A 26,535-nucleotide genomic window follows, 5' to 3' on the forward strand; every position below is an offset into this window, starting at 1 on the left:
TAGGTTAGAGTGTTGCGACCACCGATTGAATCCGCAGCCATAAGCAGACATTACGACTTTGAACGCAATAGCACCTTCTTCTCACAAAAAGATGCAGTCATTTACCTATAGAGTTGAACTGACCGTTGATAGCGCAGCCTCAGGTCAGACTGAAATCGTAGTGCTATCAGTTGCGGAGGTTCGGACCTTCGTTGCGAAGTCGCTTGTGCCCAATTCCGTACTCATCGTGAGCCATCTAAAGCACAACGCGGACTACGGAAATTTCATCATTTTCCTGAATGCGATCGGGCTGGCATACGTACGGGTACTTGAGCATCGAGGATTTCACGCGGCTAGGCTACAAGCGACAGTATCCGGTACAACAGTTCAGTTTATTGAAGACGGTGATACGTTCGACGTGGACGAAAACTCTACGATTCCGCGCGCTTCTGCAATCGAAGCGTTGAATCATTGGCTTGCGACTGGTGAACGATTTCCGGGTGTTTACTGGGTCGATGAATAATTTATCGGGGAAGGGCCGCTTTGGGGAAGCAGCCATCCAGTGCTGACGGAGGATGGCTGCCAATTGGGAAAGTCTAGTTTTACTCAAGCCAGGGTAATGCCATCGGAATCTCGGAAACATCCGCAATCACTTCCTTGATGTAGATATCCGTTGTCTTGCCTGACGTGTGCACCAGGCGCTTTTGAATGTCGCTGCGGTTCTTGCCGTGCCGCATCGGTGGCCGCCAAGGCCCTGATATCGCGGAATGCCACGTCATTCTGCGTGCCAATGCGCTCCTTTGCGCGATCCCACATCGAACCAGGGCCTGAGCGGGTGTAGGCGCCGTCCTTTTGCGTCGGAAACACGAACTGGCTGATCAGCCCATACTTGATTTTCAATCCACGGGCGCGCGAGATCACTTCGGCAATCTCGGGCGTGACGATAATGTCGACGGCCTTGCCGTTGCTTTTTTGTGTCTTGCTTGGCTTGATCCTGATCCGCTCATCCTCGATCTGAGATTCGTTCAGCATGCGGATATCGATGCCGCGCACCCACAGCAAGTAGGACATATCGATGATGCACGCGAACATCGGGCCGCTGGCCGTCGGGATGCTCAAGCCCGTGCCCTTGCGTTCCTTGCTCATCATGCTGGCTTCGCGTATCGCCTGCACTTGCGCATGCGTGGCCAGCACCTCGCGCCGTCCGGTCCTGTAGTTGGACATGTCGAGTTGCTCGATAGGTAGTCCAGGCGCAGGCCCGGTTCAGCGACGATGAACTTGAACAGTTTAAGCATTCACAGTCCTCCGAGTCGACTCCCAGACACCATGCAGGACTGCCCTTGCGTTCTTTTATTGATGCAGAATTGATATATCCCAAGTTCTTGAACCAATAAGCCGGCAACAATCGCATTTCCTGGCCACATCTTGTCGCAGGCATGACGCGAGGTCCCCGTCGTCAGCGCCGCTATTCACAATGTTCTGCGTATTTCGATGTGTATCGTCGCTTAACGGGAGTCGGTATGCTGGAGCTTCAACCGAAAGATATGCGCGGTTACTTTATGCTGCCCCAGGCGCCTGAAGGGGCTGGCTATTACGTTTATGGAAATGTGGGCGGCCGGCTCAATACCGGCCACCTTGCCCAGTATGCCCACCCCAACCTTATGACTCTTATTCTGTGCATTGAACGTGAGTGGCAAGCTATTGACGAGCGCAAGTTTGGCATCGGTAATATCAGTGTCGCTGGCGGCACCGAATATGATGGCCATGCCACGCACCAGAAGGGGCTTGAAATGGATATTCGGCCGGTCCGGAACGATAAACTGACAGGGCAGGGAGCGCGCTTGACGCGGTTTGATCCTGCCTATGATCGTGATGCAACAACCAGCTTGATCCGGTTATTCGCGCGGCACATGATGGTCCGCGTCATTTACTTTAATGACACGGAAGTGCAAAAGGTGATCGGGGGCGGACGAGTTCGGTCGGCGATGCGGCATGACGATCACTTTCATGTCGAGATCAGGAGGTATGCGTGAATTGCCGCAGAGCGGGGATTCTTGCAGCATGCGCGCTGATTTCGTTGGCACGGTCCGCCGAGATAGACCTGAAAATGGCGGAAGCCAAGGCTCTCAGCGGCCGCTACCAGGTGTACGGCGGCAGTCTTGCCGAGATGCTGCCGCCGACACCAAACGACCGCCATGTCTCATTCCGGTTCAAGGGGCAGGCTGCCCGCGACCTGTTCAATGGTATCGGGCCTGACGTGCGGCGCGAGCTTGCCTGTAGCGGCGACCCTGATTTCCGCGAGCGGCGCAGGGGGCATCTTCTTTGCGTCCACAACAAGGACAACGGTTACGCGTGCCTGCTTGGGCTCGATCTGCGTACTGGCAAAAGTGAGGCTGGTGGAATTTGCTAGTCGCGCTTGCAATCCAGTGACTTGCCTGGCTTGCCAACGGCAGGCCGGGCATCGCTGCAAGCTGCAGCGACATGGCTGCTCCGCTAGCCAGTCCGCGTTTTCGCCATTCTGTCCCCCGATTTTCGTTCCCTGTCGCGTAGTCAACCTGGCAATACGGCTTTGGCCTATGATGTGCTGGCACATGCACGTGTGAAGTTTCCCTTCATTCATCAACCATGAGGTGTCCATGATTCGCTATGTCCTGCCTGTCCTGTTGTTCGCCAGCGCACTGCCGGCGCACGCCCAAGCTCCTGTCAATGACACGCCGCTGATCGAGCGGGCCAAGCTGTTTGGCAATCCCAGCAAGTCCGGCGGGCGCATCAGCCCGGATGGCAAGTGGCTGTCGTGGATCGCGCCGCGCGACGGCGTGCTCAATGTGTGGGTGGCGCCGGCCAGCAATCCGGCGCAGGCGCGTCCGCTGACGGAAGAAAAGGTGCGGCCCATCCGCAGCAGCTTCTGGTCGCCCGATTCGAAAACCCTGCTGTTCATCCAGGACAAGGGCGGCGATGAAAACTTCCTGCTGTACGGCGTGAATGTCGTGAGCGGCAAGCAGGTCGGTTACACGCCGTTCGAGAAGACCCGCGTGCGCGTGATCCAGATCAGCAGCAAGGTGAAGGACCGCATTTTGATCGGCATCAATAACCGCGATGCGCGCTGGCACGACGTGTACAGCCTGGACCTGGCCAGCGGCAAGCTGACCCTGGTGCTGCAGAACGATGGCTATGGCGGCTATGTGGCCGATGAGCTGCTCAACGTGCGCATCGCCAGCAAGGCGCGCGCCGATGGCGGCATGCAGTATTTCCGCATCACGGACGGCAAGGCCGAGAGCACGCCGCTGGCCGAGGTCGGCCTGGAAGATGCGCAGACGACGTCGCCGCTGGGCTTTACGGTCGACGGCAAGACCTTGTACTGGACCGATTCGCGTGGCCGCAATACTTCGGCGCTGCTGGCGCAGGACGTGGCCAGCGGCAAGACCACGGTGGTGGCGCAAGACCCGCGCGCCGATATTTCCGATGCCCTGTACGACACGCGCACAGGCAAGGTGCAGGCGTATTCCGTCGACTATCTGCAGCACGAATACCTGCCGCTGACGGATGACCTGAAGGCCGACCTGGCCTTCCTGAAGAAGCATGCCAAGGGCCAGTTCAACGTGACGTCGCGCACGGACGCCGATGACAAATGGCTGGTGGGTGTCGATGCCGTCACGGCGCCGGCATCGAGCTGGCTGTACGACCGCAAGAGCAAAAAGCTCACGCAGCTGTACGTGACGCGGCCCGAGCTGGAAGGCGCGCCATTGGTGCCCATGTATCCGCAGCAAATCAAGGCGCGCGACGGCCTGACCCTGGTGTCCTATCTGACCTTGCCGCAGGCATCGAAGGCGGGGGCTGGCGGCGTGCCGTCGCAGGCGGTGCCGATGGTCCTGCTGGTGCATGGCGGCCCGTGGGCGCGCGATACCTATGGCTATAACAGCTACCATCAATGGCTGGCCAACCGCGGCTATGCGGTGCTGTCCGTGAATTACCGGGGCTCGACGGGCTTCGGCAAGCAATTCATCTCGGCCGGCGACCTGCAGTGGGGCCGCAAGATGCATGACGACTTGCTCGACGCCGTGCAATGGGCGGTGAAGAGCGGCGTGACGACGGCCGACAAGGTGGCCATCATGGGCGGCTCGTATGGCGGCTACGCCACCCTGGCCGGCATGGCGTTCACGCCGACGACGTTTGCCTGCGGCGTCGACATCGTCGGCCCGTCGAACCTGTTCACCCTGCTGCAAACCATTCCGCCGTACTGGGAAGCGGGCAAGCAGCAGTTCTACAAGCGCATGGGCGACCCGACCACGGAAGAGGGCAAGGCGCTGCTGAAGGAACGCTCGCCGCTGAACTTTGCGCAAAATATCCAGCGCCCGCTGCTGATTGGCCAGGGCGCGAACGACCCGCGCGTCAACGTGGCTGAATCGGACCAGATCGTGGCGGCCATGGCGGCGAAGAATATCCCCGTCACGTACGTGCTGTTCCCTGACGAAGGGCATGGCTTTGCCCGGCCCGTGAACAACATCGCCTTCAATGCGGTGACGGAAAACTTCCTGGGACAATGCCTGGCGGGCCGCGCCGAGCCGATCGGCGCCACGCTGAAGGCGTCCACCGCGCAGGTCAAGCATGGCGCCGGGTTTGCGCCGGGGCTGGAAGAGGCGATGCGGTAGGCGGAGAATGCCGCGTGGCAGGCACACACAGGCGGCCGGGACGGATGTCCTTGGCCGCCTGTGTGCCGCCGAGTGCGGTGGTGACGGCGTTCATGTCAAAAACTGTGTAAAAGCAGCAATGCTTCCATTAGAATAAATCATTGCTTCAATCACACAGCCCATGAAATGGAATGCCTGCAATGATGAATGTATTGACCCTGGAACACTTTGCCGCGCGCGTCAACGACACGTTTATCGCGGTCGGCGACGGGAATGCCGCTTTCATCCTGAAGGAGGCGCGCCCGTTGCCGTCGGCCACGCTGGAAGGCCTGTTGCGGGCGCCGTTCAGCTTGTTATTCCATAACAGTTCCCCCATCCTCTTCAGCCAGAAAATCTTTCAGCTGCAGCATGATGCGTTTGGCGAGGTGGGTATCTTCCTGGTGCCGGTGGCGCGTGACAACCACGGCTTTCTGTATCAGGCCGTGTTCAACTGAGTATGCCGCTGATGCGGGGCAGGCAGGGCCAGGCGGGAGTCCGATGGCGCCGCCTGCCCGGGGCGTTCAAGCCTCAATCAAACGCGGGAAACTCGCCTTGCAGGGCGATGCAGAAATTTACCGCCAGCAGGGGCTGCCGGTTTTCATGCGCCTGGCCGCCACCCGCGCTGCCGATGGTCAGTGGCGACAAGGTGACGTTCGGCGTTGCCGCGGGCACGAACGCGTTCGTGCCCGTGATGCTGGTCAGGCCATCGCCATTTTGCGGCACGTTGCGCTGCAGGGTGGCATTGGTCTGGCGGCTCAAGGTCAGTTGATGGGTGTGGTTGGGAATCTCCGTGATATTCAGCTGGACGGTATTGCTGCCGAACGTTTCGCCCATCACACGCTGCGTCAAGCCTGGCCCCTGGCCCTGGCTGCAGGGCGCGCGTCCGGTGAAGTTGGGCAACTGGAAGGTGTTGACCCCATCGCCGCCATATTGCGTGCCGATTAATGAAAACAGGGCGCTGAATTGCCTGATCTGCAGGGTGGCGCCATTACAGCTTGCCCACCCGGCAGGTGTGAAATTGAAGCCAAAGACTTGTATTTCGCCAAGATATGGTGATGTCACGGTAGGTTCTCCTGATCGATTTTATGGGCTGCGCTTGCGTGCTGGCTGTTATTGTTGGGATGGGTAAATACCTGCCCATGCGATGCAAAACGAGGCGGTCAGGGTAGGCATGGTGTTGTCATGCGGCAAGCTGCTGCCGGCAGTCCCCGTTGCTGCAGGCGCCATGTCATAGGTCGTGAGGCCAGCCAGGCTGCTCGTGTACATCTTGTCGTTATTGACCGGTGCCGCCAGCTGTGCGCTGGTCCCTGGCGTGTTGCTCGTCGCCAGTGTGCTGATCGCACTGAAGACGTGCGTATGCGCAGGCATCTGGGTCGGCAGCAAGGTCACCGTTTCGCTGCCCCCCTTCTGCCCCATGACCCGGGGTGTCAGGCTAGGGCCGGTGCCCTGATGCAAGGGCACCTGGCCGCGCAGGTCGGGTACACCGAATGTATTGACGCCGTCGCCGCCATAGGTGGTGCCCAGCAGGGTATATAGCACCTCGTTATTGGCGATGGACTTCAGGCTGCCGTCGCAGGCAAACCAGCCTTGCGGTATGCGGGGAAAGGAAAACAGGCGGATCTCGCCGACATAAGGTGTAGTCATGACTTTGCTCCGTGGGAAGTGGCTGGCATGTTAGTTGCGCGATGGGAAGACGCCGTTCAGGGCGATATTGAAATTGAGTACCTGGAAGGGCTGCATATTGTTATGCGGCAGGCTGCCGCCTGTCTGGGCCAGGACCAGGTTGTTCAAGGGCACTTGCGGGCCTGCCGTGCCATAGATGGCTTCCGTGCCGCTGCCGCCATACAGGGTGTTGGTCGGATTCTTGGTGGTGCCTGGCGTGGTCAGCGCATTGGCCGCGTGCGTATGCGGTGGAATCTGACTCAGTGTCAAAGTGATAGCTTCCGCGCCGTTACGGGCGCCGACCTGGTAGGGGACGGGTTGCCAGGAAGCGTCCACCGAACTGCCCGAGCCGACAGGGGTGCTGCCTTGTAGATTTGGCAATGCAAAGTTGGTCGTGCCGTTCCCCCCGTAAAAGGTACCCAACAGGGCAAACAGTGCCTGATTCTGCGTAATTGGCAGCAATTGCCCGTTACATGCTGCAAATCCACGCGGTGCAAACGCAAATCCGCTCATCATGATTTGTCCCAAATACACTTCAGCCATCATCGTTCTCCCGCTGTTGGAATGTTATTGAATGTTAAAGGAATAATATTTTCCATTTGCAATCAATATTGTTTTTTGAAAAACCCTTTTTGTTATAGTTACTTTATTGAAATCTCGAGGTAGCATACGTTGTCGTATGGCAAGCGTCAACATCTGTTGGCCCTCTGGAAGAGCCCTGAATGGGGATCGCTTGCAGCCTGAATCCATGGTTCTTTTTGTCCAAAAAACTCTGTATTGGAGAAATCATGTTGCGTATTTGCAACGATATCGTCGCCCGTCCGGCACATTTTTTGTTCCTTGCTTTTGTCGCAGGAATTCGAGGGCCGGCAGCGGCTCGCCGGGTAGACCTGGCATCAGCGTTTGGCCGTTTCCTGCATTGCTGCGTTACGCTATGCTTGCTGATGCTGGCGCTTGGCGCAGGCCCGGCGCAGGCAGCCAACGGCGATCCGAGCACGAAATGTATTCCCAATCAGAGGAGTTTTACCGTCGCATCAGGCGACTCCTATGTCATCGATTTGTCGCTGTGTAGCTCATTTGGCCTGACGGACAATGGCGCGACTGCCTTGCACGGCACGATTACTGGTCTCGTCAATAACGGTACCGGTATTGCGACCTATATCAATAATGGCGACGGAGCGCTGTCCGACAGCTTTGTCCTGTGGGATGAAGACAGCAAGGCGGTGACTTTTACGGTGACCGTCCTGCCCCCTGCGGCTGCCTTCACCGTGACACCGGGCAGCATATCGGCGCCCGTGATCGGCGTGGCGTACAGCCAGGCGATGTCGTCGACCGGCGGTGTCGCGCCTTACAACTACGCGCTGGTCTCTGGTGCGTTGCCACCTGGCATCACTGTGTCGTCGACCGGCGTGATTTCCGGCACCGTGACGGCGACCGGCGCCTATGTGTTCGGCATCAAGGTGACCGACTCGACCTCAGGCACGCCGCTGACCGTCACCAAGAATTACTCCGTGTCGATCGCCGTGCCCACCCTGTCCATCACGCCCACGGTGCTGGCGGCAGGCGGATTGTCGGTGCCCTACAGCCAGCAGATGTCGACCGCGAACGGCACCGGGCCCTTTGCGTATGTGGTGGAATCGGGCAGCCTGCCGGCGGGCCTCACCCTGTCGGGCAGCGGCTTGCTCTCGGGCACGCCCGGTGCCTTGGGCACCTACAACTTTGTGATGAAATCGACGGACAGCACGGGCGGCAATGGACCATACAACACGTCCAGAAGCTATTCCCTGGTGATCAACGCCCAGCCGCCGCCTACGATCACCGGTGTGTCGCCTGCGCTCGGTCCGGTTAGCGGCGGCACGGCCGTCACCATTACCGGTACCGGCTTTACCGGCGCAACGGCGCTCAAATTCGGCAGCAACAATGGCCTCAGCGTTACCGTGCTCAATTCCACGACCATCACCGCCACGTCGCCAGCCGGCACCGGTGTCGTGAACGTATTCGTCACGACGCCAGGCGGCACCAACGCCGCCGATCCGTCAAACCAGTTCACCTATGTTCCGGCACCAGCGATCACCAGTATTTCGCCGACGGCGGGCCCAGGCGGTGGCGGCACCACGGTCACCATCAACGGCTCGAACTTTACCGGCGCGACGGCGGTGACCTTCGGCGCGACGGCGGCGACCGGCTACACGGTCAACAGCGCCACGCAGATCACGGCGACGGCGCCAGCCGGCACGGGCACGGTGGATGTGCGCGTCACGACAGCCGGCGGCACCAGCGCCACCAGCGCGAACGACCAGTACACCTTTGTGGCGTTGCCGACAGTGACGAGCATTTCGCCCACTGCGGGGCCGGCAGGCGGCGGCGCCACGGTCGTCATCAGTGGCACGAACTTTTCCACCACGACGGCGGTGACCTTCGGCGCCACGGCGGCGACCGGCTACACGGTCAACAGCGCCACGCAGATCACGGCGACGGCGCCAGCCGGCACGGGCACGGTGGACGTGCGCGTCACGACGGTCGGCGGTACCAGCGCCACCAGCGCTGCGGACCAATTCACCTACGTGGCAGCACCGGTGGTGAGCAGCATTTCGCCCACGGCCGGTCCCGTCGTGGGGGGGAGCACGGTCACCATCAGCGGCACGAATTTCAGTGGCGCGACGGCGGTGCGATTCGGCGCTACTGCCGCCATCGGCTTTACGGTCAACAGCGCCACGCAGATCACGGCGACGGCGCCAGCCGGCACGGGCACGGTGGATGTGCGCGTGACCACGTCGGGCGGCACCAGCGCCACCAGCGCGGCCGATCAATTTACCTACGTGGCGGTGCCGACGGTGACGAGCCTGTCGCCTACTGCTGGCCCCATCGCAGGCGGTAGCACGGTCACCGTCAGCGGCACGAATTTCAGTGGCGCGACGGCGGTGACGTTCGGTGGCACGGCAGCCATCGGCTTTACCGTCAACAGCGCCACGCAGATCACGGCCACGGCGCCAGCCGGTTCCGGCACGGTGGACGTGCGCATCACCTCCATCGGCGGTACCAGCGCCACCAGCGCGGCGGACCAATTTACGTACGTGGCAGTACCGGTGGTGAGCAGCATTTCGCCCACGGCCGGCCCGGCTGCCGGCGGCACCACGGTCACCATCAGCGGCACGAATTTCAGTGGCGCGACGGCGGTGACCTTCGGCGCCACGGCAGCGACGGGCTTTACGGTCAATAGCGCCACGCAGATCACGGCGACGGCGCCAGCCGGCGCGGGCACGGTGGACGTGCGCATCACCACCGTCGGCGGCACCAGCGCCACCAGCGCGGCGGACCAATTTACGTACGTGGCGGCACCGGTGGTGAGCAGTATTTCGCCCACCTCCGGCCCGGCTGCTGGCGGTACCACGGTCACCATCAGCGGCACGAATCTCAGTGGCGCGACGGCGGTGACGTTCGGTGGAGCGGCCGCCTCCGGCTTTACCGTCAACAGCGCCACGCAGATCACGGCGACGGCGCCAGCCGGCACGGGCACGGTGGACGTGCGCATCACCACCGCCGGTGGCACGAGCGCCACCAGCGTGAATGACCAGTTCACGTATGTGGGTGCACCGGTGGTGAGCAGCATTTCGCCCACGGCCGGTCCCGCCGCGGGGGGGAGCACGGTCACCATCAGCGGCACGAATTTCAGTGGCGCGACGGCGGTGACGTTCGGCGGCACGGCAGCGGCGGGCTTTACCGTCAACAGCGCCACGCAGATCACGGCGACGGCGCCAGCCGGCACGGGCACGGTGGACGTGCGCGTCACCACCATCGGCGGCACGAGCGCCACCAGCGCGGCGGACCAATTTACGTACGTGGCAGCATCGGCGGTGAGCAGCATTTCGCCCACCTCCGGCCCGGTCACTGGCGGCACCTCGGTCACTGTCAGCGGCACGAATTTCAGTGGCGCGACGGCGGTGACGTTCGGCGGCACGGCAGCGGTGGGCTTTACGGTCAACAGCGCCACGCAGATCACGGCGACGGCGCCAGCCGGCACGGGCACGGTGGACGTGCGCATCACCACCACCGGTGGCACCAGCGCCACCAGCGCGAACGACCAGTTCACGTATGTGGGGGCGCCGGTGGTGAGCGGTATTTCCCCGGCCTCCGGTCCAACGACGGGCGGCAGCAGTGTCGTTATCAGCGGCGCGGGCCTTGGCGGCGCGACGGCAGTGACGTTTGGCGGTGCGGCGGCGACGAGTTTCACCGTCAATAGCGCCACGCAGATCACGGCCACGGCGCCAGCTGGTGCCGGCACGGTGGACGTGCGCGTCACCACTGTCGGTGGCACGAGCGCCACCAGCGCGGCGGACCAGTTCACGTATGTGGTGGCGCCGGCAGTCAGCGGCATTTCACCTGCCTTCGGCCCCATCGCCGGCGGCACCAGCGTGGTCATCACCGGTACCGGCTTTACAGGTGCCACGGCAGTGCGATTCGGCGGCGCCAATGCCGGCAGCTTTGTCGTCAACGGCGCCACGCAGATCACGGCCACGAGTCCATCGGGCAGCCTGGGCGTGGTGGACGTGAAGGTGACCACGGTTGGCGGCACCAGCGCCAGCGGCGCGGCGGACCAATTTACGTATATCCCGACCGGTGTCATCACGTTTGCGACACCGACCGCGGCATCCGTTCCATTGGGCAATAACTTCAGCAATGCGGCGACCTCCAGCCTGACGGGCGGCAGTTATGGCGCCTTGAGCTATACCAGCTCGAACGCGGGCGTGGCGACTGTCAGCGGCACCGGCGTCATCACTCCGGTCAGCGCCGGCACCAGCACCATCACCGCGACGCAAGCCGCGGTCGCCGGGGTGAATGCCCAGGCAACGCAAACGTATACCTTGACCGTGACCTCGGCCATCGGCGTCACCCCGGCCAGCTTGCCGGGGGCAACCGTTGCCACCGCGTACAGCCAGCAACTGACGGCCAGCGGCGGTGTCGGTCCGTACACGTTCGCGATAACGGGCAGCCTGCCTGCCGGCATGAGCTCGAACGCCAGCGGCGTCTTGAGCGGCACGCCCACGGCGGCTGGCGATTTTGCGCTGGTGGTGCAAGTGACGGATTCGCGTCAATTCACGGGGACGAAGAGCTACACACTGTCCGTCGCTTCGGCGGTTCTGGCGCTGAACCCAGCCAGCTTGCCCAATCCGACGGCGGAAGCAGCCTACAGCACGACCCTGACGGGGACGGGCGGCACGGCGCCGTACAGCTATGCCGTGGTGGGCACCTTGCCCGTGGGCCTGAGCCTGAATACGGCTACGGGCGTACTGTCCGGCACGACGAATGCGGCGGGCAGTTTCCCGTTCAGCATCAAGGTCACCGACAGCAGCACGGGCGTGGGGGCACCATTCAGCCTCAGCAAAAACTACACGCTGACGGTAGCTGCGCCCACCCTGACCCTGACGCCGGCCAGTTTGGCGGCGATCCGCGCGGGCGACGCGTATAGCCAGCCATTCACGGCGGCCGGCGGTGTTGCGCCTTACGTGTACTCCCTGAGCAGCGGCGCCTTGCCGGCCGGCCTGGCGCTCGATGCGGCGACCGGCATCGTCAGCGGCACGCCGACCGTGGCGGGCAGCTTCGCCTTCACCTTGCAGGCGAAGGACGCGCACCAGTTCACGGTGCAGCAAGCGCTGACCCTGCAGGTGAACCAGGCGCCGCCACCGGTGCCCAATGAAACGGCGACCACCTCGGCCAACCAGGAAGTGAGCCTGACCATCGCTTCCACGGATGGCAGCCCGATCACGGACGTGACCATCGTCACGCCGCCGCAGCACGGGCGCGTTACGGTGGTCTCGAGCGGTGCCTCGGCGCGCATGGCGCGCGCCGTCGCCGGTGCGAGTTTCAAGGTGACGTATGTGCCGAATGCCAACTACTTCGGTCCGGACAGCTTCAGCTACACGGCGACGGGTCCAGGCGGCACCTCCGCGCCGGCCACGGTCAGCGTGACGGTGGCGCCGCAACCGGTGCCGGTGCCTGTCGCCAAGACGGCGACGGTATTGGCCGGCACGCCGGTGACCCTGCAGGTGACGCAGGGCGCCACCGGCGGCCCGTTCACGGCCGTGGCCATCACTACGCAGCCGGCCAGCGGCACGGCAGTCGTCAATGGCATGGACATCGTCTACACGCCGGGCATCAACACCAGCGGCGACATCAGCATCGGCTACACCGTGTCGAACGTGTTCGGCACCTCGGCACCGGTGAAAGCGACCATCAGCGTCAATCCGATGCCGCAGGTGGCCAGCCAGAGCGCCACGGTGGTGGCCGGCCTGACGGTGACGGTCGACCTGACGGCGGGCGCCACGGGCGGCCCGTTCACGGCGGCCAATGTGCTGAGCGTGGCGCCGGCCGAGGCGGGCAAGGTGGTGGTGCGCGACGTGGGCACGGCCGGCAAGCCGTCGTACCAGCTGAGCTTTGCAGCTTCGGGCAAGTTTGCCGGCGCGGCCGTCGTCAGCTACACCCTGAGCAATGCCTTTGCCACCTCGAAGCCGGGCGTGGTCAACGTGACCGTGACGGCGCGGCGCGACCCGTCGCTCGATCCGGAAGTGATCGGCTTGCAAGCGGCGCAAGCCGATGCGGCGCGGCGCTTCGCCACGGCGCAGCTGTCGAACTTCACGCAGCGCCTGGAAAGCCTGCATGGCGATGGCTGGGGACGGTCGAACTTTGGCCTGAGCCTGACGCCGCCGAACGACAGCGGCAATCCGACGGCAGCGCTGGCGCGCTGGCAAGAGCAGGAAGCGGACCGCGTGTTCGGCACGGCCGTGAAACCGTTCATGCGCAAGGCGTCCCTGCGCCAGCCCGATGCCGGTTTCAGCAGCGATAAGGCGGTGGGCGGCACGGATGTCAGCCAGGCAACGAATGGCTTGCCGGACATGCCGCAGAAGCCGGACACGCAGAAACAGGCGCTGTCGCTGTGGCTCGGTGGCGCGGTCGATTTCGGCCAGCACTATGTGAATGGCCGCGACACGGGCTTCCGCTTCCGCACGAATGGCGTGAGCGTGGGCGGCGATTACCGTTTGAGCGACCTGGCGACCCTGGGCGTGGGTGCCGGTTTCAGCCATGACCGCAGCGACGTGGGCCAGAACGGCAGCCGCAGCACGGCCGACAGCGCCGTGGCGGCCGTGTATGGCAGCCTGCGTCCGAGCAAGGGCGTCTTCCTTGACGGCGTGCTCGGCTATGGCACCCTGCAATACGACGCGTCGCGCTACTTGACCGATGGCAGTGGTTTCGCCACGGGCGAACGCGACGGCAAGCAAGTGTTCGGCGCGTTGGTGGGCGGTATCGAGATGCGCCAGGAAACCTGGATGTGGTCGCCGTATGGCCGCGTGGAACTGATGTCGGCCAAGCTCGATCCGTACACGGAGAAGGCGGCGGGCATCAACGCCCTGAGCTACTTCAAGCAGACGGTGCGTTCGCGCATCGGCGCGCTGGGTGTGCGGGCCGAGGGTATCTATGTCGGTGGTTTGGGCACGTGGTTCCCGCGCGCGCGGCTCGAGTACCGCCACCAGTTCCAGGGCGCCGATGATGCGCGCCTGGCGTATGCCGACCTGGTGGCCGACGGTCCCGTGTACGTGATCCGTACAGTGCCGCAGCAGACGGGCAACTGGACGGCGGGCCTGGGCGTCAAGCTGCTGCTGTCGAACGGCATGACCATCACTCTGGACTACAACAGCAATCTGAATATCGATAGCGGACGTACCCAGTCGGTGATGTTCGGTATCGCCATGCCGCTCAAGTAATCAGTCAGCCTTCAGGCTAGCCCTGATCGCCGGCCCGGAGTCCATCCGGTCCGGCGATTTTTTTTGTCACAGCGACCAAGGATGGTCTTCTGCGCCGGCGACGATGCCGCCCAGCACGGACTGGTCGCGTTCCGCGTGGCTCTGGCGCAGGAATACGGGCAGGTCGGCAGCCAGGCGGGCGAAACGGGCATCGCGGCACAGGGGGCCAGCGCCCAGCGCCCGCGTGGCCAGGTGCAAGACCAGGGTGGCGGCATCTTCCGTTGCCAGGCGCAGGCGCAGGGCCAGTCCCATGGCGTCGCGTTGCGGGTGCAGGTCGATGTCGGCGGCGCCTTCGCGCAGCAGGGCGCCGGTGGCGCGCAAGACGCAATCGATTTGTCCCAGCTGCGCCAGGCGGACGGGGTCGGGGGCGGCGTGTTGCGCGCGCGCATGCAGGTGGCTGGCGACGGCGCAGGCCGCGCCATACCAGGCGGCCGCGATGCCCGCACTGCCATGCCAGTAGCCGGGCCGCTGCAGATAGGCACCCGGCGCGCCCACGGGAAAGGCGCGCGCGGCAGAAAAAGTCACGTCGACGCTGGCGCAGGCATGCATGCCAACGGCTTGCCAGCCTTCGTCCGTGACGTGCACGCCGGGCTGCGACAGGGTCACCGAGGCCAGGCAAGCCTGGCCAGCGTCGTTCCAGCAGCTGACCAAAGCATGGCTGAGGCCCTTCGCCCCGGCACACCAGGCCTTGCGTCCGTCGAGCACATGGCGGCCCTCGGCCGTTTGCCGCAAGCGGACGCGCGCGCCCGGCAGGTCCGCGCACCAGACGCCCCAGCTGCTGCCGGCCGGCATGCCGGAGCCGCCGATTTCCGCCAGGATGGCGAGCGCATCGGTATGGCCTTCATACAGCTTGAGCAGGGAGAGGTCGACGGCGGCGATGGCGGCCAGCATTTGCCAGCGCTGCAGGGTGGCGCCGTGGCCGGGCAGGGGCAGCTGGTCCAGTCCCGCGTCGCGCAAGCGCCGCAAGCCTTCGATGGGGTGGAAAGCGCTGTCCTGGGGCTGCAGCAGGGCGTCCAGTGCAGCGTGGGAGGGCAGGGGAAAGGCATGGTGTGACATGGCAAGCTCCTGTTTTTCTACAGGATAGCTTTTTATTTTTGCAATGTCTGTTTGATTTTACACAGACTCCTGCTCACGCTTGCGAGTCCATGAAGCGGCGGGCGAGAAGATGCACCGTGGCAAGTGCAGGGCCGGGCGGCCCTGCAGCTGATCACGCGCTTATTTTTTCACGTAGTGCACGTCCAGGACATACACGCCCTTTTCCGGGTCCAGCACCACCGAGTACAGGTCGTTGCCGCGCAAGGACAGGCCGCCGGGGACGCTCAGCGCCGCGTGCATGCCCTCATCCCACATGCACGATTCGCCATTGTCCACCTTGACGCACCATTGCTGTTTGCCATCGCGCAATACATATTGCACGGTGGCGCCGCTGCGCTGGAAGGTATAGGCCGGCACCGACGAGGTGAACTTGTCGACGCGCAAGTTCGTTGCCGCGGCATTTTCCGCCAGCTTGATCGGCATGTCGGCTGTACCGTCCGGCTTGCCGGTGATTTTCGCGCTCATGCCGTCCGTCGCGACCACGGGGCCGGTGCAATCGGCCTTGAAGTAGGTTTCGCCGGTCGGCGTCAGTTCCAACGAACCGCTGTCGTCGCTCTTGAGCGCGACGACGAGCACTTGCCGGTCGTGATCGTCGCACGCCGATTGCCACGTGCCAAGATATGCGGCCAGTGGCGAGGTGGAACCGGAATCGCCGGCAAGCTGCTGCGCCGAACTACCCCCACCGCCGCCACCGCAGCCGGTCAGGAGTGCCGCGGCCGAGCCGACCAATACTGCCAATAATTTTTTCATTCAGAGTCCTTTTTATCCGGCAGCGGTGCGTGCCGTCAACGCGGCCTGATTATAGGATTATTAATAGGAAGGAATTCTCACCGAATCTATCGCTGACTTGATTTGGATCATGTCGCGGCAATGCGCTGAAATGGTTTGCGGGAATGAAGGGAGGATGTGGTGTAACTGGTGCGCATTGCGCCGCTCACGCGACGCAATGGCTGATTGCTGACTGATTTATTGTTTTACATAGTGCATATCGAGCACATAAGCACCGTCTTTTTGCATCACGGTAAACAATTCATTACCGCGCAAATAAAAGCCGCCGTTGTCACTTACTGCCTGTTGTATGCCGGTATCCGGGATGTCCGTGGTGTCGCCACTGCCATCGGTGATGCGCCAATTGGGTTTGCCATTGACCAGCACCGTGGTGACGGCCGGGCCCGTAATCTGGATGGTGTGGGCTGGCAGCGACGATACGACCTTGTCGATGCGGATGTCCGTGGCAGGGCTGTCCGCCGTCAGTTTGAGCTGGATATTGCCTGCGCCATCCGGCGTCGCGGTAATCTTTTCACTCGTGGTTTCCGTAAATTGCACGGGGCCGCTGCAATCGGCAGTGCTGAAGGTTTCATCGTAGGTCGATATTTCCAGGGCGCCGCTGCCATCGTTCTTGAGGGCGACGACGAGGCGCTGGCGGAAAGAGTCGTTACATGCGGGAGTCCAGGTGCCAACATAGGCGGCCAGGGCGGGAGGAGGCGGAGGTGCGACCACCACTGGAGGGGGCGCTACCACCACTGGCGGGACCGCTACGTCTGCATTGCCGTTAGCACTACCATTAGCACTACTGTTTCCGCCGCCACCGCAACCAGTCAATACCACTGTGCCCGATACCATTAATAAAGCCAATACTTTTTTCATCCGTGATTCCTGTAAATCTTCAACCGGCTGGAAGCGTGCCGTATACGCGGCGATATTATAAAGTACATGCGTATCTTATTTTTGTGAAATTTGAAATTGGCCGCAATGCCGGTATTGAAAATGGTCATCGGATAAATTCCGGCAGGAGCGGTAGAACATTCTCCTGGTGCTGATGCGGCGGGAAATAAAGGAAGGTAATCTGAAGTGCGGCCATTCAATGGCACCGAGGAGAAACAGGCGGGTGCCGCGCCGAATCCGGCGCGAGGCAGGTATTGAGTTGGCCGTTTATAAAATTCGTGCCGGCGCCTGAATCTGGCGCCGGCCGCCGCCGGAAAGGTCCGGCTTAAAACTCTTCCCAGTCATCGCCTGCCGGCGCCTTGGCTGGCGCATGCTGTGCTGCTTGCGGCTTGGCAACACTCAGGCGTTTGGCTGGCGCGGCGGTCTTGGGCGTCACGGCGCGCGGCGCTGCTGGCGCTGCAGCCGGCGTTGCTGTCGACGTTGCCTGGCGCGCCTGCTCGCCCAGCTTGAACACGCTGACCACCTCGGCCAGATGGCTGGCCTGGTCTTGCAGGCTTTCGGCGGCCGCCGCCGCTTCCTCGACGAGGGCCGCGTTTTGCTGCGTCACGCCATCCATCTGCGCCAGCGCCTGGTTGACCTGGGCGATGCCGTCGCTTTGCTCGGTGGTGGCGACGCTGATGTCGGCCATGATGGCGGTGACCTTGCGCACGCTGTCGACCACTTGCTCCATGGTGGCGCCCGCTTCATCGACGAGCTTGCTGCCGGCGGCCACCTTGCCCACGGAATCGTCGATCAGCAGCTTGATTTCCTTGGCCGCCGCGGCGGAGCGCTGCGCCAGGTTGCGCACTTCCGTGGCGACGACGGCGAAACCGCGCCCCTGTTCGCCCGCGCGCGCCGCTTCCACGGCCGCGTTCAGCGCCAGGATATTCGTCTGGAAGGCGATGCCGTCGATGACGCTGATGATGTCGACGATCTTGTTTGACGAGTCATTGATCGACGTCATGGTTTCTATGACTTTGCCGACCACTTCGCCGCTCTTCTGTGCCACACTCGATGCGGAAGCAGCCAGTTGATTCGCCTGGCGCGCATGGTCGGCATTTTCCTTGACGGTGCCCGTCAGTTCTTCCACGGAGGCGGCCGTTTCTTCCAGCGAGCTGGCTTGCTGTTCCGTGCGGGCCGACAGGTCGTTATTGCCTTGCGCAATTTCCGCGCTGGCGCGTGCCACGTTGTCGGCACTGGCTTGCACTTGCAGCAGCACGGCGTGGATCTTTTCCACGAAGGCGTTGAAACCCTTGCCGATGACGGCCAGCTCGTCGGTGCCCTTGACTTCCAGCTTGACGCGCAGGTCGGCGTCGCCGCTGGACAGGTCCGTCATGGTGCGGCCCAGGGTGCGCAGGGGGCGTGTCAGCTGGTTGACGACGAGAATCAAAATGCCGGCCGTGGCTGCCGCGCACAGCAGGGCGACGATCAGCGTGTAGACCATCAGGTCGCGCGCCGAGGCGGTGGCCACGCTTTTCGGGAAATTCAATTCCACGCTCCACGGCGCGATGTCGGGGTGGATCTGCAGCGGCTGCAGTAAATGGATGTAGCCCTTGTCATCCTCGTATTCATACGCCTGGCCCTGGCGCACCTTTTCCAGGCCGGCGGCCGGCACGTCGTCCGCCTTCTTGCCCAGCCGTGCAGGCTCGGGGTGGCTGGCGTACAGGCCGCCGTTCGAGATCAGGGCCAGCTTGCCGCCCTCGATCACTTTCAGGTCGGCGAGGATTTTCGCCAGGCGCGTGAGCATGAAGTCGGCGCTGGCCGTGCCCTTGAAGCTGCCGTCGATCATGATGGGCGCCACCAGCGAAGCCATCAGCACATCCTTGCCGTCCACGGGGTAGATATATGGTTCCGTAAAGTAAGTCTTGCCGGTGCGCTTGGGCACGTCGTACCAGTCGTTGGCGCCCGCTTTCGGGTCGAAGACGATGGGCTCGACTTGCAGCTTGCCGCCGGCCCCACGCGTCCAGTAGGGCATGAAGCGGCCGCTGGCGTCGTAGTTCGGTTTCTGGTTGGCAAACTCCGCATCCTTGCCGTCGAGTGCGTTCGGCTCCCACGTCACGGCCGAGCCCAGCAAGTCTTCCGAGCTGGTCAACGTCGCCTTGGTCAGTTCATTGATCTGGTCGCGCTGCAGGGGCAAATTCGCGCCCTTGGTGCCGCGCATGGCGCCGGCCAGGCTGGACACGCTCGACAGGTTGCTGGCGATGCGCGCCTGCAGCGCACCGGCCACTTCGCGTGCCGACGTGCGCGCCAGGTCCAGCGCGGCTGCTTCGGCGCTGGCGCTGCTCTTGTAGCCGATCACGGCCGCCGTGACGCCGAGGCTGAGGACGGCGAGCGCGGTGGCGGCGACGCAGATTTTACTGTTCAGTGATAGTTGCATGAGGCTGTTCCTTGATGGGGAGGGGTATCGGTGTCTCGGGCGTCGCGGGTAGCGCGCCTAGAAAGTCTTGCTGACGGCCAGCACGAAGGTGGCCGCGGCCGGGTTCGAGGTGTCGAACTGGCCGGCCGCATTCGGGATGCCCAGCGTGTAATGGTCATAGGCGTCGGTGGCGCCCCAGGCGCGCGTCACGGCGCCGCTCAGGCTCCAGCCGCCGTCGAAGGCCCGCGTGACGCCCACCTTGGCATCGCGCCAGTTCCACATGGCATTGCCCGTGCCCGCCACGCGGCCATTGCCGGCGTGCAGGTTCAAGGTCCAGGCATTGCCCAGGTCGACATTCGCGCCCACGTCCAGGTAGCCCGTGCCGCGCGCATGCGTGATGCCGAAGAAGTCGCGCGTGACGGTATGGTTGTATTTGGCGTACAGCATGCGGTAGGTCAGGCCCAGCGACAGTTCGCCGTAGTCGTACCTGACGCCTGTGGCGCGGTACACGGCGCCGGGATACTTGTAGTAATACGCGAGCACGCTGTAGCCCAGCTCGCCCACCGCGCCGCCGTAGCCGCCGTACAGGTCCCATTCGACGCTTGCATCCTGGATATAGCGGTCGCTGACGGTGGAAGCCCAGGTGCCCAGCGACCAGCCGCTCGGGTGCGCGTAGTCGACGCCCGCCTGCAGGGCCGGCTTGCCCCATGTCTGGCGGAAGCCGCGCGAAATGTATTGCGAAGTGAGGCTGGCATTGGCGCTGAAGGTGGCGCCAGTGTTGTCCGTGGTCTGGGCTCGCACGGGCAGGGCGGCCGCCAGCAGGAAGGCGCAGCCCAGCAAGGATGATCCGGGGAAATGGTGGTGCGATGGCATGGCAGTCAGCTCCGTATTTGCCGGCAGCGGCCGTCCAGGCGCGTTGCCCTGATGGTTGCAATAAAAATGCGGAATGGACTTTTGTGAAGGCAAGGCGAGGCCGTTTGCATGTTCGCCTGAACATGCACACATTCTCACCAAACGTAACTGAAAGGATAGGGGCTAGGGCTAGTGGAAGTCAATAAAGTTGCGCTACGGAAATCGTAAGTTGTTGTTTCCTGGCACTTTTTCATGCTCCTGTCACATTTCCGGCCTGCCCCGGCTGGCTGCCTGTTGCAAGCTGGCCAGCAAGCCTGGCAGGGCCGCATGCAAGGCTTGCAGGCTGTCGGCGTCCAGCCCGGCCTGCATTTCCACCCGGCCCGAGGGCTGGCCCCAGACGACCTGTGCGCTGAGCCGGGCGCCGGCGTCGAGTCCCGTGACGCTGACCAGCAGCGCGACTTCTTCCGGGGCATCCTCGGGCACGTCCGCGAGCAGGCAGGAAATGCCGAAATGATAATCCTGGAAGGCGCTCGCCGTGCCGCTGGAAAAGGCGAAGACGGAAGCGAGCACCTGCGGCGCGGCGGCCGCAAGCGATGGCAGGGCGGCGCGAAACAGGGGCAGCAAGTCGTTTTCCAGCTGCAGTACCAGCGGATGAGTGTGGCTAAGGACGGTCATGGGCGGACGAAAGGAGTGGCGGCGCGCGATGGTAGCAGTTTTTGCGGCCGCCATGCTCCTGTACTGGTCCTACCAGTGGCCTCAATCGTCATCGCTGGTGACGCGCGTGCGCACGAAATCGATGTGGCCTTGCATGGCCGTGCGCGCCTCTTCGGGCTGGCTGGCGCAGATGGCCTCGCACAGGGTGCGGTGCTGCGACAGCAGTTGCAGCGAAGTGGCCTCGTCCTGCTGGCGCAAGCCCGTGCCATTGATGGTGATATGTTCGCGCAGCATGCCGATGATGCTGGTGTGCAAGTGCAGGAACATGGTGTTGTGCGACGCTTGCGCGATGACTTCATGCAGGCGCGCATCGGCCTGCGCCTCGCCGTGCTTGTCGTCGCTGGCGCGCGCCTGCTCCAGCTCGGCCAGCAGGGCCATGATCTGCGCGCGCTCGTCCACGCTGGCCCGCTGCGCCGCAAAGTAGGCCGTCGCCCCTTCCAGCACGCGGCGAAATTCCAGGATGTCGTCGCGCAGGGCGGGGTGGTCGGCCACCAGCTGGCTCCACGGCGACGCCATGCCCGTGCGCAGCTGATCCGTCACGAACACGCCGGCGCCGCGCCGGCTGCGCACCAGGCCCCGCGCCGCCAGCCGCTGCACCGCTTCGCGCACGGTGTTGCGCGAGACGGCATATTGCTGCGCCAGCAGGCGTTCGGCCGGCAATTGCGCGCCCGCCGGCAAGCTGCCGTCCAGCAGGGCGGTTTCCAGCCTGCGCATCACCATCTCGACCCTGCCCCGCGTTTGCATGCCTGTCGCCATCGATGTCTTCCGGTGTTGTTTTAAAGTGGTCCGAGCAATTTGAAGTGGCTTGCGGAAGCTGGAATTATGCGTGAACCAGTCATTCTTAACAACACACAGCGGCGCCGCAGCAACACACAGAGCGCCGGGGAGACACATTCATGCAGCCAGATCCGCGCCAGCCACGCCGCTATCCACCCGCACCGCTCCAGGTGTACCTGTTCGCCACCTGCCTGGTCGACCTGTTCGTGCCGCAGGCGGGGCTCGACGCGGTGCGCCTGCTGGAGCGGGAAGGCTTGCTGGTGCATTATCCGCGCGGCCAGAGTTGCTGCGGCCAGCCCGCCTACAGCAGCGGCAACCCGGAGCAGGCGCGCGCCGTGGCCCGCGCCCAGCTCGACCTGTTTGCGCAGCCATGGCCCGTAATCGTGCCGTCCGGCTCCTGCGCCGGCATGATGCGCCACCACTGGCCGCAGTTGTTCCAGGACGACCCCGTCGCCGGTCCCCAGGCGCGGGAACTGGCCGAGCGCGTGTATGAACTGAGCGAATTTCTCGTCTGCGTGCTGCAACTCGACCTGGCGGGCCTGGCCGGCGCAGGGCCGGCGCAGGAAAGCGTGGTGCTGCACACCTCGTGCGGCGCGCGCCGCGAAATGGGCACGCGGGTGCACGGCGTGGCCCTGGTTGACGCCTTGCCCGGCGTGACGCGCATCGAACACCAGCGCGAATCGGAATGCTGCGGCTTCGGCGGCACGTTTTCACTGAAGCACCCGGATATTTCCGGCGCCATGGTCAGCGACAAGATCGCCTCGGCCTGCGCCACGGGCTGCGACCGGCTCGTCTCGGCCGACTGCGGCTGCCTGCTCAATATCGGCCACGCCGCGCAGCACCAGGGCGCGCCGCTGCCCGTCGAGCACCTGGCCAGCTTTTTGTGGCGCCGCACGGGAGGCGAAGCATGAGCGCCGCCTTGAGCGCCCGCGAACGCATGCTGGGACGCTTGCGCGCCGCCGCGCCGTCCACGCCCGAGGCGGTGGACGTCATCGATACGGCCATCGACCAGCACTACCTGGCGCGCCGCGCACAAGCGCCGCTGTCGCCACGGGGCAGGACCGCCGCCATGCAGGCAGCCCTGCAGGCCGCGCATGCCGATGTCGATTGCGTGCGCGGCGACGCCTGGCCCGCCCTGCTGGCGCAGCGCCTCGGTGCGCATGGCGTGCGCCGCCTGCTGATGGATGCCGATAGCAGGGAGGGACTGGCCTTGCGGGCCGCCTTGCCGGACGGCGTCGAGGTGCTCTCTTTCGAGCGTCCGCTGGCGCAGTGGAAGGGCGAGTTGTTCGACACCGTCGACGCGGGTTTTACCGTCGCCCGTTCCGGCATCGCCGCCACGGGCACGCTGGTCATCGCGCCCGACGCGGCCACGCCGCGCACGGTGTCGCTGGCGCCGCCGCTGCACATTTGCCTCGTGTATGCGAGCACCCTGCATGCGGACTTGCATGCGGCGGCGCGCGCCGAGCGCTGGGTGGACGGCATGCCATCGAACCTGGTGCTGGTGTCGGGTCCCTCGAAAACGTCCGACATCCAGCAAACCCTCGCCTATGGCGCGCATGGCCCGCGCTGGCTGTGGGTGCTGATCGTCGATGACTTGCCAGCCCGTGAAGGAGGCCAGCCATGAACGCCAAGCCACTGCAATTCGTCAAGCCGGCGGACTTTCATGCGCGCGCCCGCGCCGCGCTGGACGACCCGAAGCTGCGCCAGAGCTTTCGCGGTGCCATGGATTTTTTGCAGGACAAGCGCACGGCGCAGTTCCCCGACGGCGACGAGCTGGAACGCCTGCGCGACCTCGGCGAAGCCGTGCGCCGGCACGCGCTGGCGCGCCTGCCCGACTTGCTGGTGCAGCTGGAAGACAAGCTGACGGCGGCCGGCGTGCAGGTGCACTGGGCCGAGGATGGCGAGCAGGCCAACGCCATCATCCACGCCATCGCGCAAAAGGCCAGGGCGACGCGCTTCATCAAGGGCAAGTCGATGGCCAGCGAGGAAATCGAGCTCAATCACTACCTGGAAGCGCGCGGCATGACCTGCCTGGAGTCGGACATGGGCGAGTACATCGTGCAGCTGGCCGGCGAAAAGCCGTCGCACATCGTCATGCCGGCCATTCACAAGACCAAGGCCGACATCGCCGGCCTGTTCGCCGAGCACATTCCCGACGCGCCCTACACGGAAGACGTCGACAGCCTGATCCGGACGGGGCGGCGCGCGCTGCGCCAGGCCTTCGTCGAGGCCGATATCGGGCTGTCGGGCGTGAACTTCGCGGCGGCCGACACGGGCACCCTGTGGCTGGTGGAAAACGAGGGCAATGGCCGGCTGACGACGTCCGTGCCGGACGTGCACATCGCCATCATGGGCATGGAAAAAGTGGTGGCCAAGCTCGAACATATCGTGCCGCTGGCCAGCTTGCTGACGCGTTCGGCCACGGGGCAGGCCATCACTACGTATTTCAACCTGATTTCCGGCCCGCGCCGCGCCGGTGAACAGGATGGACCGCGCGAAGTGCACCTGGTCTTGCTCGACAACGGCCGCAGCCAGGCCTACGCCGACGAGCAGCTGCGCGCCACCCTGCAATGCATACGCTGCGGCGCCTGCATGAACCACTGCCCCGTCTACACGCGCATCGGCGGCCACGCCTACGGCACCACGTATCCGGGGCCGATCGGCAAGATCATCTCGCCCCACTTGCTGGGACTAGCTGCGACGGCCGACCTGGCCACCGCATCGAGCCTGTGCGGCGCCTGCGGCGAAGTGTGCCCCGTGCGCATCCCGATCCCGCAACTGCTGGTGCGCCTGCGCACGGAGGCCAATCGCAATCCCGGCGAGCAGGTGGCGCATCCGCTGCGCGGCCAGGGGGCCAAGTTCAGCCGCGGCGAAAGCCTGGTCTGGCGTTTCTGGAGCGGCGCCTTCGCACGCCCGATCAGTTATCGCCTGTTCCGCTGGGCCGCCACCCGGCTGCGCGCACTGACGCCGGGCAAGCAGCTGGGCTGGACGCAGCATCGCAAGCCGTTGACGCCGGCGCCGCGCAGCCTGGCCGACCTGCTCAACGCGCGCGGGCAGGAGGAGTAAGCCGGCCCCCGCAGCACCGAAGCACCCCAAAAAACACGCTACACACAATTACATCAAAAGCCGTTTTTTCAATCAACCCGCATCCACCGGAGGAGACCCGACATGCAAACCTGGACCCAACTTTATACACCGCTCGGCAGCCTGTGGCTGTCGTCCCTGGCGGCAGCCATTCCCATCATTTTCTTCTTCATCGCCCTGGCCGCGCTGCGCATCAAGGGCCATGTGGCGGCCGCCGTCACCCTGGCGCTGGCGCTGGCGGTGGCGATTTTTGCGTACGGCATGCCCGTGCCGCAGGCGCTGGCGGCGGCCGGCTATGGTTTTGCGTATGGCTTGTGGCCGATCGCCTGGATCATCGTCACGGCCGTCTTCCTGTACAAGATCGTCGTGAAAACGGGGCAGATCGAGATCATCCGCGCCTCGGTGCTGTCGGTCACGGACGACCAGCGCCTGCAGGTGCTGTTGATCGGCTTTGCCTTCGGCGCCTTCCTGGAAGGGGCGGCCGGTTTCGGCGCGCCCGTGGCGATCACCTCGGCCCTGCTGGTGGGCCTGGGCTTCAACCCGCTGTATGCGGCGGGCCTGTGCCTGATCGCCAATACGGCGCCCGTGGCCTTTGGCGCCATGGGCATCCCCATCATCGTGGCGGGCCAGGTGACGGGCATCGACCCGTTCCTGATCGGCGCGATGGCGGGCCGCCAGTTGCCGCTGCTGTCGCTGGCCGTGCCTTTCTGGCTGGTCTTCATGATGGATGGCGTGCGCGGCGTGCGCGAAGTGTGGCCGGCCGCCCTGGTGACGGGCGCCAGCTTTGCCGTCACCCAGTATTTCACGTCGAACCATATCGGGCCGGAGCTGCCGGACATCACCTCGGCCCTCGTCAGCCTGGTGTCGCTGACCCTGTTCCTGAAAGTGTGGCAGCCGAAGAATGCCAAGGTGGTCAACGCCGTCGGTGGCGGCGCCGCCGCGCTGTCCGGTTTTGGCGGCGGGGCAGGCAATGCGGACTTGCGCGGCAGCGGCAGCCGCGCCGCCTCGCCCTACACCTTGGCGCAGACGGCGCGCGCCTGGGCGCCGTTCGGCCTGCTGACGGCCATCGTCACCGTCTGGAGCCTGCCCGGCTTCAAGTCCCTGTTCGCCGCCGGCGGCGCGTTGTCCAGCCTGGTCGTCAAGATCCACGTGCCTTACCTCGATAAACTGGTGATCAAGACGATGCCCATCGTGGCGGAGCCGAAAGCGTATGACGCCGTCTTCAAGCTCGACCTGCTGTCGGCCGTGGGCACGGCGATCTTGCTGACGGCCGTACTGTCGATGTGGATGCTGCGCATGAAGCCGCGCGATGGCATCAAGGCCTTCGTTGAAACGCTCGTGGAATTGCGCCGTCCCGTACTGTCGATCGGCCTGGTGCTGGCGTTTGCCTTCGTGGCCAACTATTCGGGCATGTCGTCCACCCTGGCCCTGCTGCTGGCCGGCAGCGGTGCCGCCTTCCCGTTCTTCTCGCCGTTCCTGGGCTGGCTGGGGGTGTTCCTGACGGGGTCCGATACGTCGTCGAATGCCTTGTTCTGCTCCCTGCAAAACACGACGGCGCACCAGATCGGCGTGTCCGACACCTTGCTGGTGGCGGCCAATACGACGGGCGGCGTGACGGGCAAGATGATCTCTCCCCAGTCGATCGCCGTCGCCTGCGCCGCGACTGGCCTGGTGGGCAAGGAATCGGACCTGTTCCGCTTTACCTTGAAGCACAGTCTGTTGTTTGCCGTCATCATCGGCATCATCACCATGCTGCAGGCGTACGTGTTCACGGGCATGATCCCGCATTGAGCGATCCGTAGAAATACGTAGTAAAACTAGATGAATTGATAGTAAAACGTGCAGATGG

At 64.0% G+C, this 26,535-nt stretch carries 21 protein-coding genes and 1 pseudogene; 10 read left to right on the forward strand and 12 right to left on the reverse strand.

Translation table 11 applies throughout. The features are described 5' to 3' along the window. Positions 1-91: 91 nt before the first annotated feature. Positions 92-502, forward strand: coding sequence for a hypothetical protein (locus CLU94_RS20935; protein WP_099667040.1), 411 nt, complete (start codon positions 92-94; stop codon positions 500-502). 83 nt (positions 503-585) lie between these two features. Here the strand turns inward: CLU94_RS20935 and CLU94_RS20940 are convergent, their stop codons facing one another. Beyond that, positions 586-1,203: a hypothetical protein gene (locus tag CLU94_RS20940; RefSeq protein WP_099667041.1), complete on the reverse strand. Its 618-nt coding sequence runs from the start codon at positions 1,201-1,203 to the stop codon at positions 586-588. A gap of 296 nt (positions 1,204-1,499) precedes the next feature. On the opposite strand from CLU94_RS20940, the gene CLU94_RS20945 reads away from it, so the two are divergent. The 4 genes from CLU94_RS20945 to CLU94_RS20960 all read left to right on the forward strand — a co-directional run bounded on the left by CLU94_RS20945 (position 1,500) and on the right by CLU94_RS20960 (position 5,101). Next, positions 1,500-2,012, forward strand: a complete 513-nt coding sequence (locus tag CLU94_RS20945; protein WP_180278719.1) for a penicillin-insensitive murein endopeptidase — start codon at positions 1,500-1,502, stop codon at positions 2,010-2,012. Continuing rightward, positions 2,009-2,389, forward strand: a complete 381-nt coding sequence (locus CLU94_RS28125; protein ID WP_143451494.1) for a hypothetical protein — start codon at positions 2,009-2,011, stop codon at positions 2,387-2,389. Before CLU94_RS20945 ends, CLU94_RS28125 begins: the two co-directional genes overlap by 4 nt. A 226-nt stretch (positions 2,390-2,615) precedes the next feature. Continuing rightward, a complete protein-coding gene (locus CLU94_RS20955; protein WP_099667044.1) occupies positions 2,616-4,628 on the forward strand; it encodes a S9 family peptidase in 2,013 nt (670 codons plus the stop codon). Between the two features lie 179 nt (positions 4,629-4,807). Beyond that, positions 4,808-5,101, forward strand: a complete 294-nt coding sequence (locus tag CLU94_RS20960; protein WP_257218898.1) for a DUF6916 family protein — start codon at positions 4,808-4,810, stop codon at positions 5,099-5,101. A gap of 73 nt (positions 5,102-5,174) precedes the next feature. Here the strand turns inward: CLU94_RS20960 and CLU94_RS20965 are convergent, their stop codons facing one another. From CLU94_RS20965 to CLU94_RS28745, 4 genes and pseudogenes are all read right to left on the reverse strand, one after another. After that, a complete protein-coding gene (locus CLU94_RS20965; RefSeq protein ID WP_099667045.1) occupies positions 5,175-5,708 on the reverse strand; it encodes a phage tail protein in 534 nt (177 codons plus the stop codon). Between the two features lie 48 nt (positions 5,709-5,756). Beyond that, entirely contained in the window at positions 5,757-6,290 is a 534-nt protein-coding gene (locus CLU94_RS20970; protein WP_099667046.1) for a phage tail protein, read from the reverse strand. 30 nt (positions 6,291-6,320) lie between these two features. Then, complete coding sequence (locus tag CLU94_RS28740; RefSeq protein WP_257219084.1) at positions 6,321-6,578, reverse strand: phage tail protein; 258 nt, start codon at positions 6,576-6,578, stop codon at positions 6,321-6,323. A 144-nt stretch (positions 6,579-6,722) separates the two neighbouring features. Beyond that, positions 6,723-6,854, reverse strand: a pseudogene (locus CLU94_RS28745) (phage tail protein); the annotation flags it as partial. Positions 6,855-7,414: 560 nt separating this feature from the next. Between CLU94_RS28745 and CLU94_RS20980 the strand changes: the two are divergent. Next, the gene (locus CLU94_RS20980; RefSeq protein ID WP_180278720.1) at positions 7,415-14,065 is read left to right on the forward strand and encodes an IPT/TIG domain-containing protein; all 6,651 of its coding nucleotides are present in this window, start codon (positions 7,415-7,417) and stop codon (positions 14,063-14,065) included. Between the two features lie 66 nt (positions 14,066-14,131). On the opposite strand, the gene CLU94_RS20985 is transcribed toward CLU94_RS20980, so the two are convergent. From CLU94_RS20985 to CLU94_RS21015, 7 genes are all read right to left on the reverse strand, one after another. Continuing rightward, the gene (locus tag CLU94_RS20985; protein WP_099667048.1) at positions 14,132-15,160 is read right to left on the reverse strand and encodes an acyl-CoA dehydrogenase; all 1,029 of its coding nucleotides are present in this window, start codon (positions 15,158-15,160) and stop codon (positions 14,132-14,134) included. 159 nt (positions 15,161-15,319) lie between these two features. Continuing rightward, complete coding sequence (locus CLU94_RS20990) at positions 15,320-15,949, reverse strand: hypothetical protein (protein ID WP_099667049.1); 630 nt, start codon at positions 15,947-15,949, stop codon at positions 15,320-15,322. Between the two features lie 216 nt (positions 15,950-16,165). Continuing rightward, entirely contained in the window at positions 16,166-16,846 is a 681-nt protein-coding gene (locus CLU94_RS28130) for a hypothetical protein (RefSeq protein ID WP_143451496.1), read from the reverse strand. A 343-nt stretch (positions 16,847-17,189) separates the two neighbouring features. Next, the gene (locus tag CLU94_RS21000; RefSeq protein ID WP_099667051.1) at positions 17,190-19,280 is read right to left on the reverse strand and encodes a methyl-accepting chemotaxis protein; all 2,091 of its coding nucleotides are present in this window, start codon (positions 19,278-19,280) and stop codon (positions 17,190-17,192) included. Between the two features lie 57 nt (positions 19,281-19,337). Next, positions 19,338-20,132: a TorF family putative porin gene (locus CLU94_RS21005; protein ID WP_180278721.1), complete on the reverse strand. Its 795-nt coding sequence runs from the start codon at positions 20,130-20,132 to the stop codon at positions 19,338-19,340. Between the two features lie 240 nt (positions 20,133-20,372). Further along, entirely contained in the window at positions 20,373-20,786 is a 414-nt protein-coding gene (locus CLU94_RS21010; RefSeq protein WP_143451497.1) for a hypothetical protein, read from the reverse strand. Between the two features lie 81 nt (positions 20,787-20,867). Next, positions 20,868-21,569 carry a FadR/GntR family transcriptional regulator gene (locus CLU94_RS21015; RefSeq protein WP_257218899.1) on the reverse strand — a complete coding sequence of 234 codons (702 nt, stop codon included), beginning with the start codon at positions 21,567-21,569 and terminating at the stop codon, positions 20,868-20,870. 152 nt (positions 21,570-21,721) lie between these two features. Here CLU94_RS21015 and CLU94_RS21020 point away from each other — a divergent pair, with 152 nt between their 5' ends. From CLU94_RS21020 to CLU94_RS21035, 4 genes are all read left to right on the forward strand, one after another. Beyond that, the gene (locus tag CLU94_RS21020; RefSeq protein ID WP_099667054.1) at positions 21,722-22,513 is read left to right on the forward strand and encodes a (Fe-S)-binding protein; all 792 of its coding nucleotides are present in this window, start codon (positions 21,722-21,724) and stop codon (positions 22,511-22,513) included. After that, positions 22,510-23,226 carry a LutC/YkgG family protein gene (locus CLU94_RS21025; RefSeq protein ID WP_099667055.1) on the forward strand — a complete coding sequence of 239 codons (717 nt, stop codon included), beginning with the start codon at positions 22,510-22,512 and terminating at the stop codon, positions 23,224-23,226. The genes CLU94_RS21020 and CLU94_RS21025 overlap by 4 nt, the downstream gene beginning before the upstream one ends. Then, positions 23,223-24,668 carry a LutB/LldF family L-lactate oxidation iron-sulfur protein gene (locus CLU94_RS21030; RefSeq protein WP_099667056.1) on the forward strand — a complete coding sequence of 482 codons (1,446 nt, stop codon included), beginning with the start codon at positions 23,223-23,225 and terminating at the stop codon, positions 24,666-24,668. The genes CLU94_RS21025 and CLU94_RS21030 overlap by 4 nt, the downstream gene beginning before the upstream one ends. A gap of 102 nt (positions 24,669-24,770) precedes the next feature. After that, positions 24,771-26,477, forward strand: a complete 1,707-nt coding sequence (locus CLU94_RS21035) for a lactate permease LctP family transporter (protein ID WP_099667057.1) — start codon at positions 24,771-24,773, stop codon at positions 26,475-26,477. The last annotated feature ends 58 nt before the right edge of the window (positions 26,478-26,535 follow it).

The sequence above is a fragment of the Janthinobacterium sp. 13 genome (genome assembly GCF_002749695.1).
In the GTDB taxonomy this organism is placed as follows: Bacteria; Pseudomonadota; Gammaproteobacteria; order Burkholderiales; family Burkholderiaceae_D; genus Janthinobacterium; species Janthinobacterium kumbetense.

Coding starts and splice junctions, on each gene's coding strand:
- CLU94_RS20935 (WP_099667040.1), top strand. CDS start 92: ATGCAGTCATTTACCTATAGAGTTGAACTGACCGTTGATAGCGCAGCC.
- CLU94_RS20940 (WP_099667041.1), bottom strand. CDS start 1,203: ATGTCCAACTACAGGACCGGACGGCGCGAGGTGCTGGCCACGCATGCG.
- CLU94_RS20945 (WP_180278719.1), top strand. CDS start 1,500: ATGCTGGAGCTTCAACCGAAAGATATGCGCGGTTACTTTATGCTGCCC.
- CLU94_RS20955 (WP_099667044.1), top strand. CDS start 2,616: ATGATTCGCTATGTCCTGCCTGTCCTGTTGTTCGCCAGCGCACTGCCG.
- CLU94_RS20960 (WP_257218898.1), top strand. CDS start 4,808: ATGATGAATGTATTGACCCTGGAACACTTTGCCGCGCGCGTCAACGAC.
- CLU94_RS20970 (WP_099667046.1), bottom strand. CDS start 6,290: ATGACTACACCTTATGTCGGCGAGATCCGCCTGTTTTCCTTTCCCCGC.
- CLU94_RS20985 (WP_099667048.1), bottom strand. CDS start 15,160: ATGTCACACCATGCCTTTCCCCTGCCCTCCCACGCTGCACTGGACGCC.
- CLU94_RS20990 (WP_099667049.1), bottom strand. CDS start 15,949: ATGAAAAAATTATTGGCAGTATTGGTCGGCTCGGCCGCGGCACTCCTG.
- CLU94_RS28130 (WP_143451496.1), bottom strand. CDS start 16,846: ATGAAAAAAGTATTGGCTTTATTAATGGTATCGGGCACAGTGGTATTG.
- CLU94_RS21000 (WP_099667051.1), bottom strand. CDS start 19,280: ATGCAACTATCACTGAACAGTAAAATCTGCGTCGCCGCCACCGCGCTC.
- CLU94_RS21005 (WP_180278721.1), bottom strand. CDS start 20,132: ATGCCATCGCACCACCATTTCCCCGGATCATCCTTGCTGGGCTGCGCC.
- CLU94_RS21010 (WP_143451497.1), bottom strand. CDS start 20,786: ATGACCGTCCTTAGCCACACTCATCCGCTGGTACTGCAGCTGGAAAAC.
- CLU94_RS21015 (WP_257218899.1), bottom strand. CDS start 21,569: ATGCAAACGCGGGGCAGGGTCGAGATGGTGATGCGCAGGCTGGAAACC.
- CLU94_RS21020 (WP_099667054.1), top strand. CDS start 21,722: ATGCAGCCAGATCCGCGCCAGCCACGCCGCTATCCACCCGCACCGCTC.
- CLU94_RS21025 (WP_099667055.1), top strand. CDS start 22,510: ATGAGCGCCGCCTTGAGCGCCCGCGAACGCATGCTGGGACGCTTGCGC.
- CLU94_RS21030 (WP_099667056.1), top strand. CDS start 23,223: ATGAACGCCAAGCCACTGCAATTCGTCAAGCCGGCGGACTTTCATGCG.
- CLU94_RS21035 (WP_099667057.1), top strand. CDS start 24,771: ATGCAAACCTGGACCCAACTTTATACACCGCTCGGCAGCCTGTGGCTG.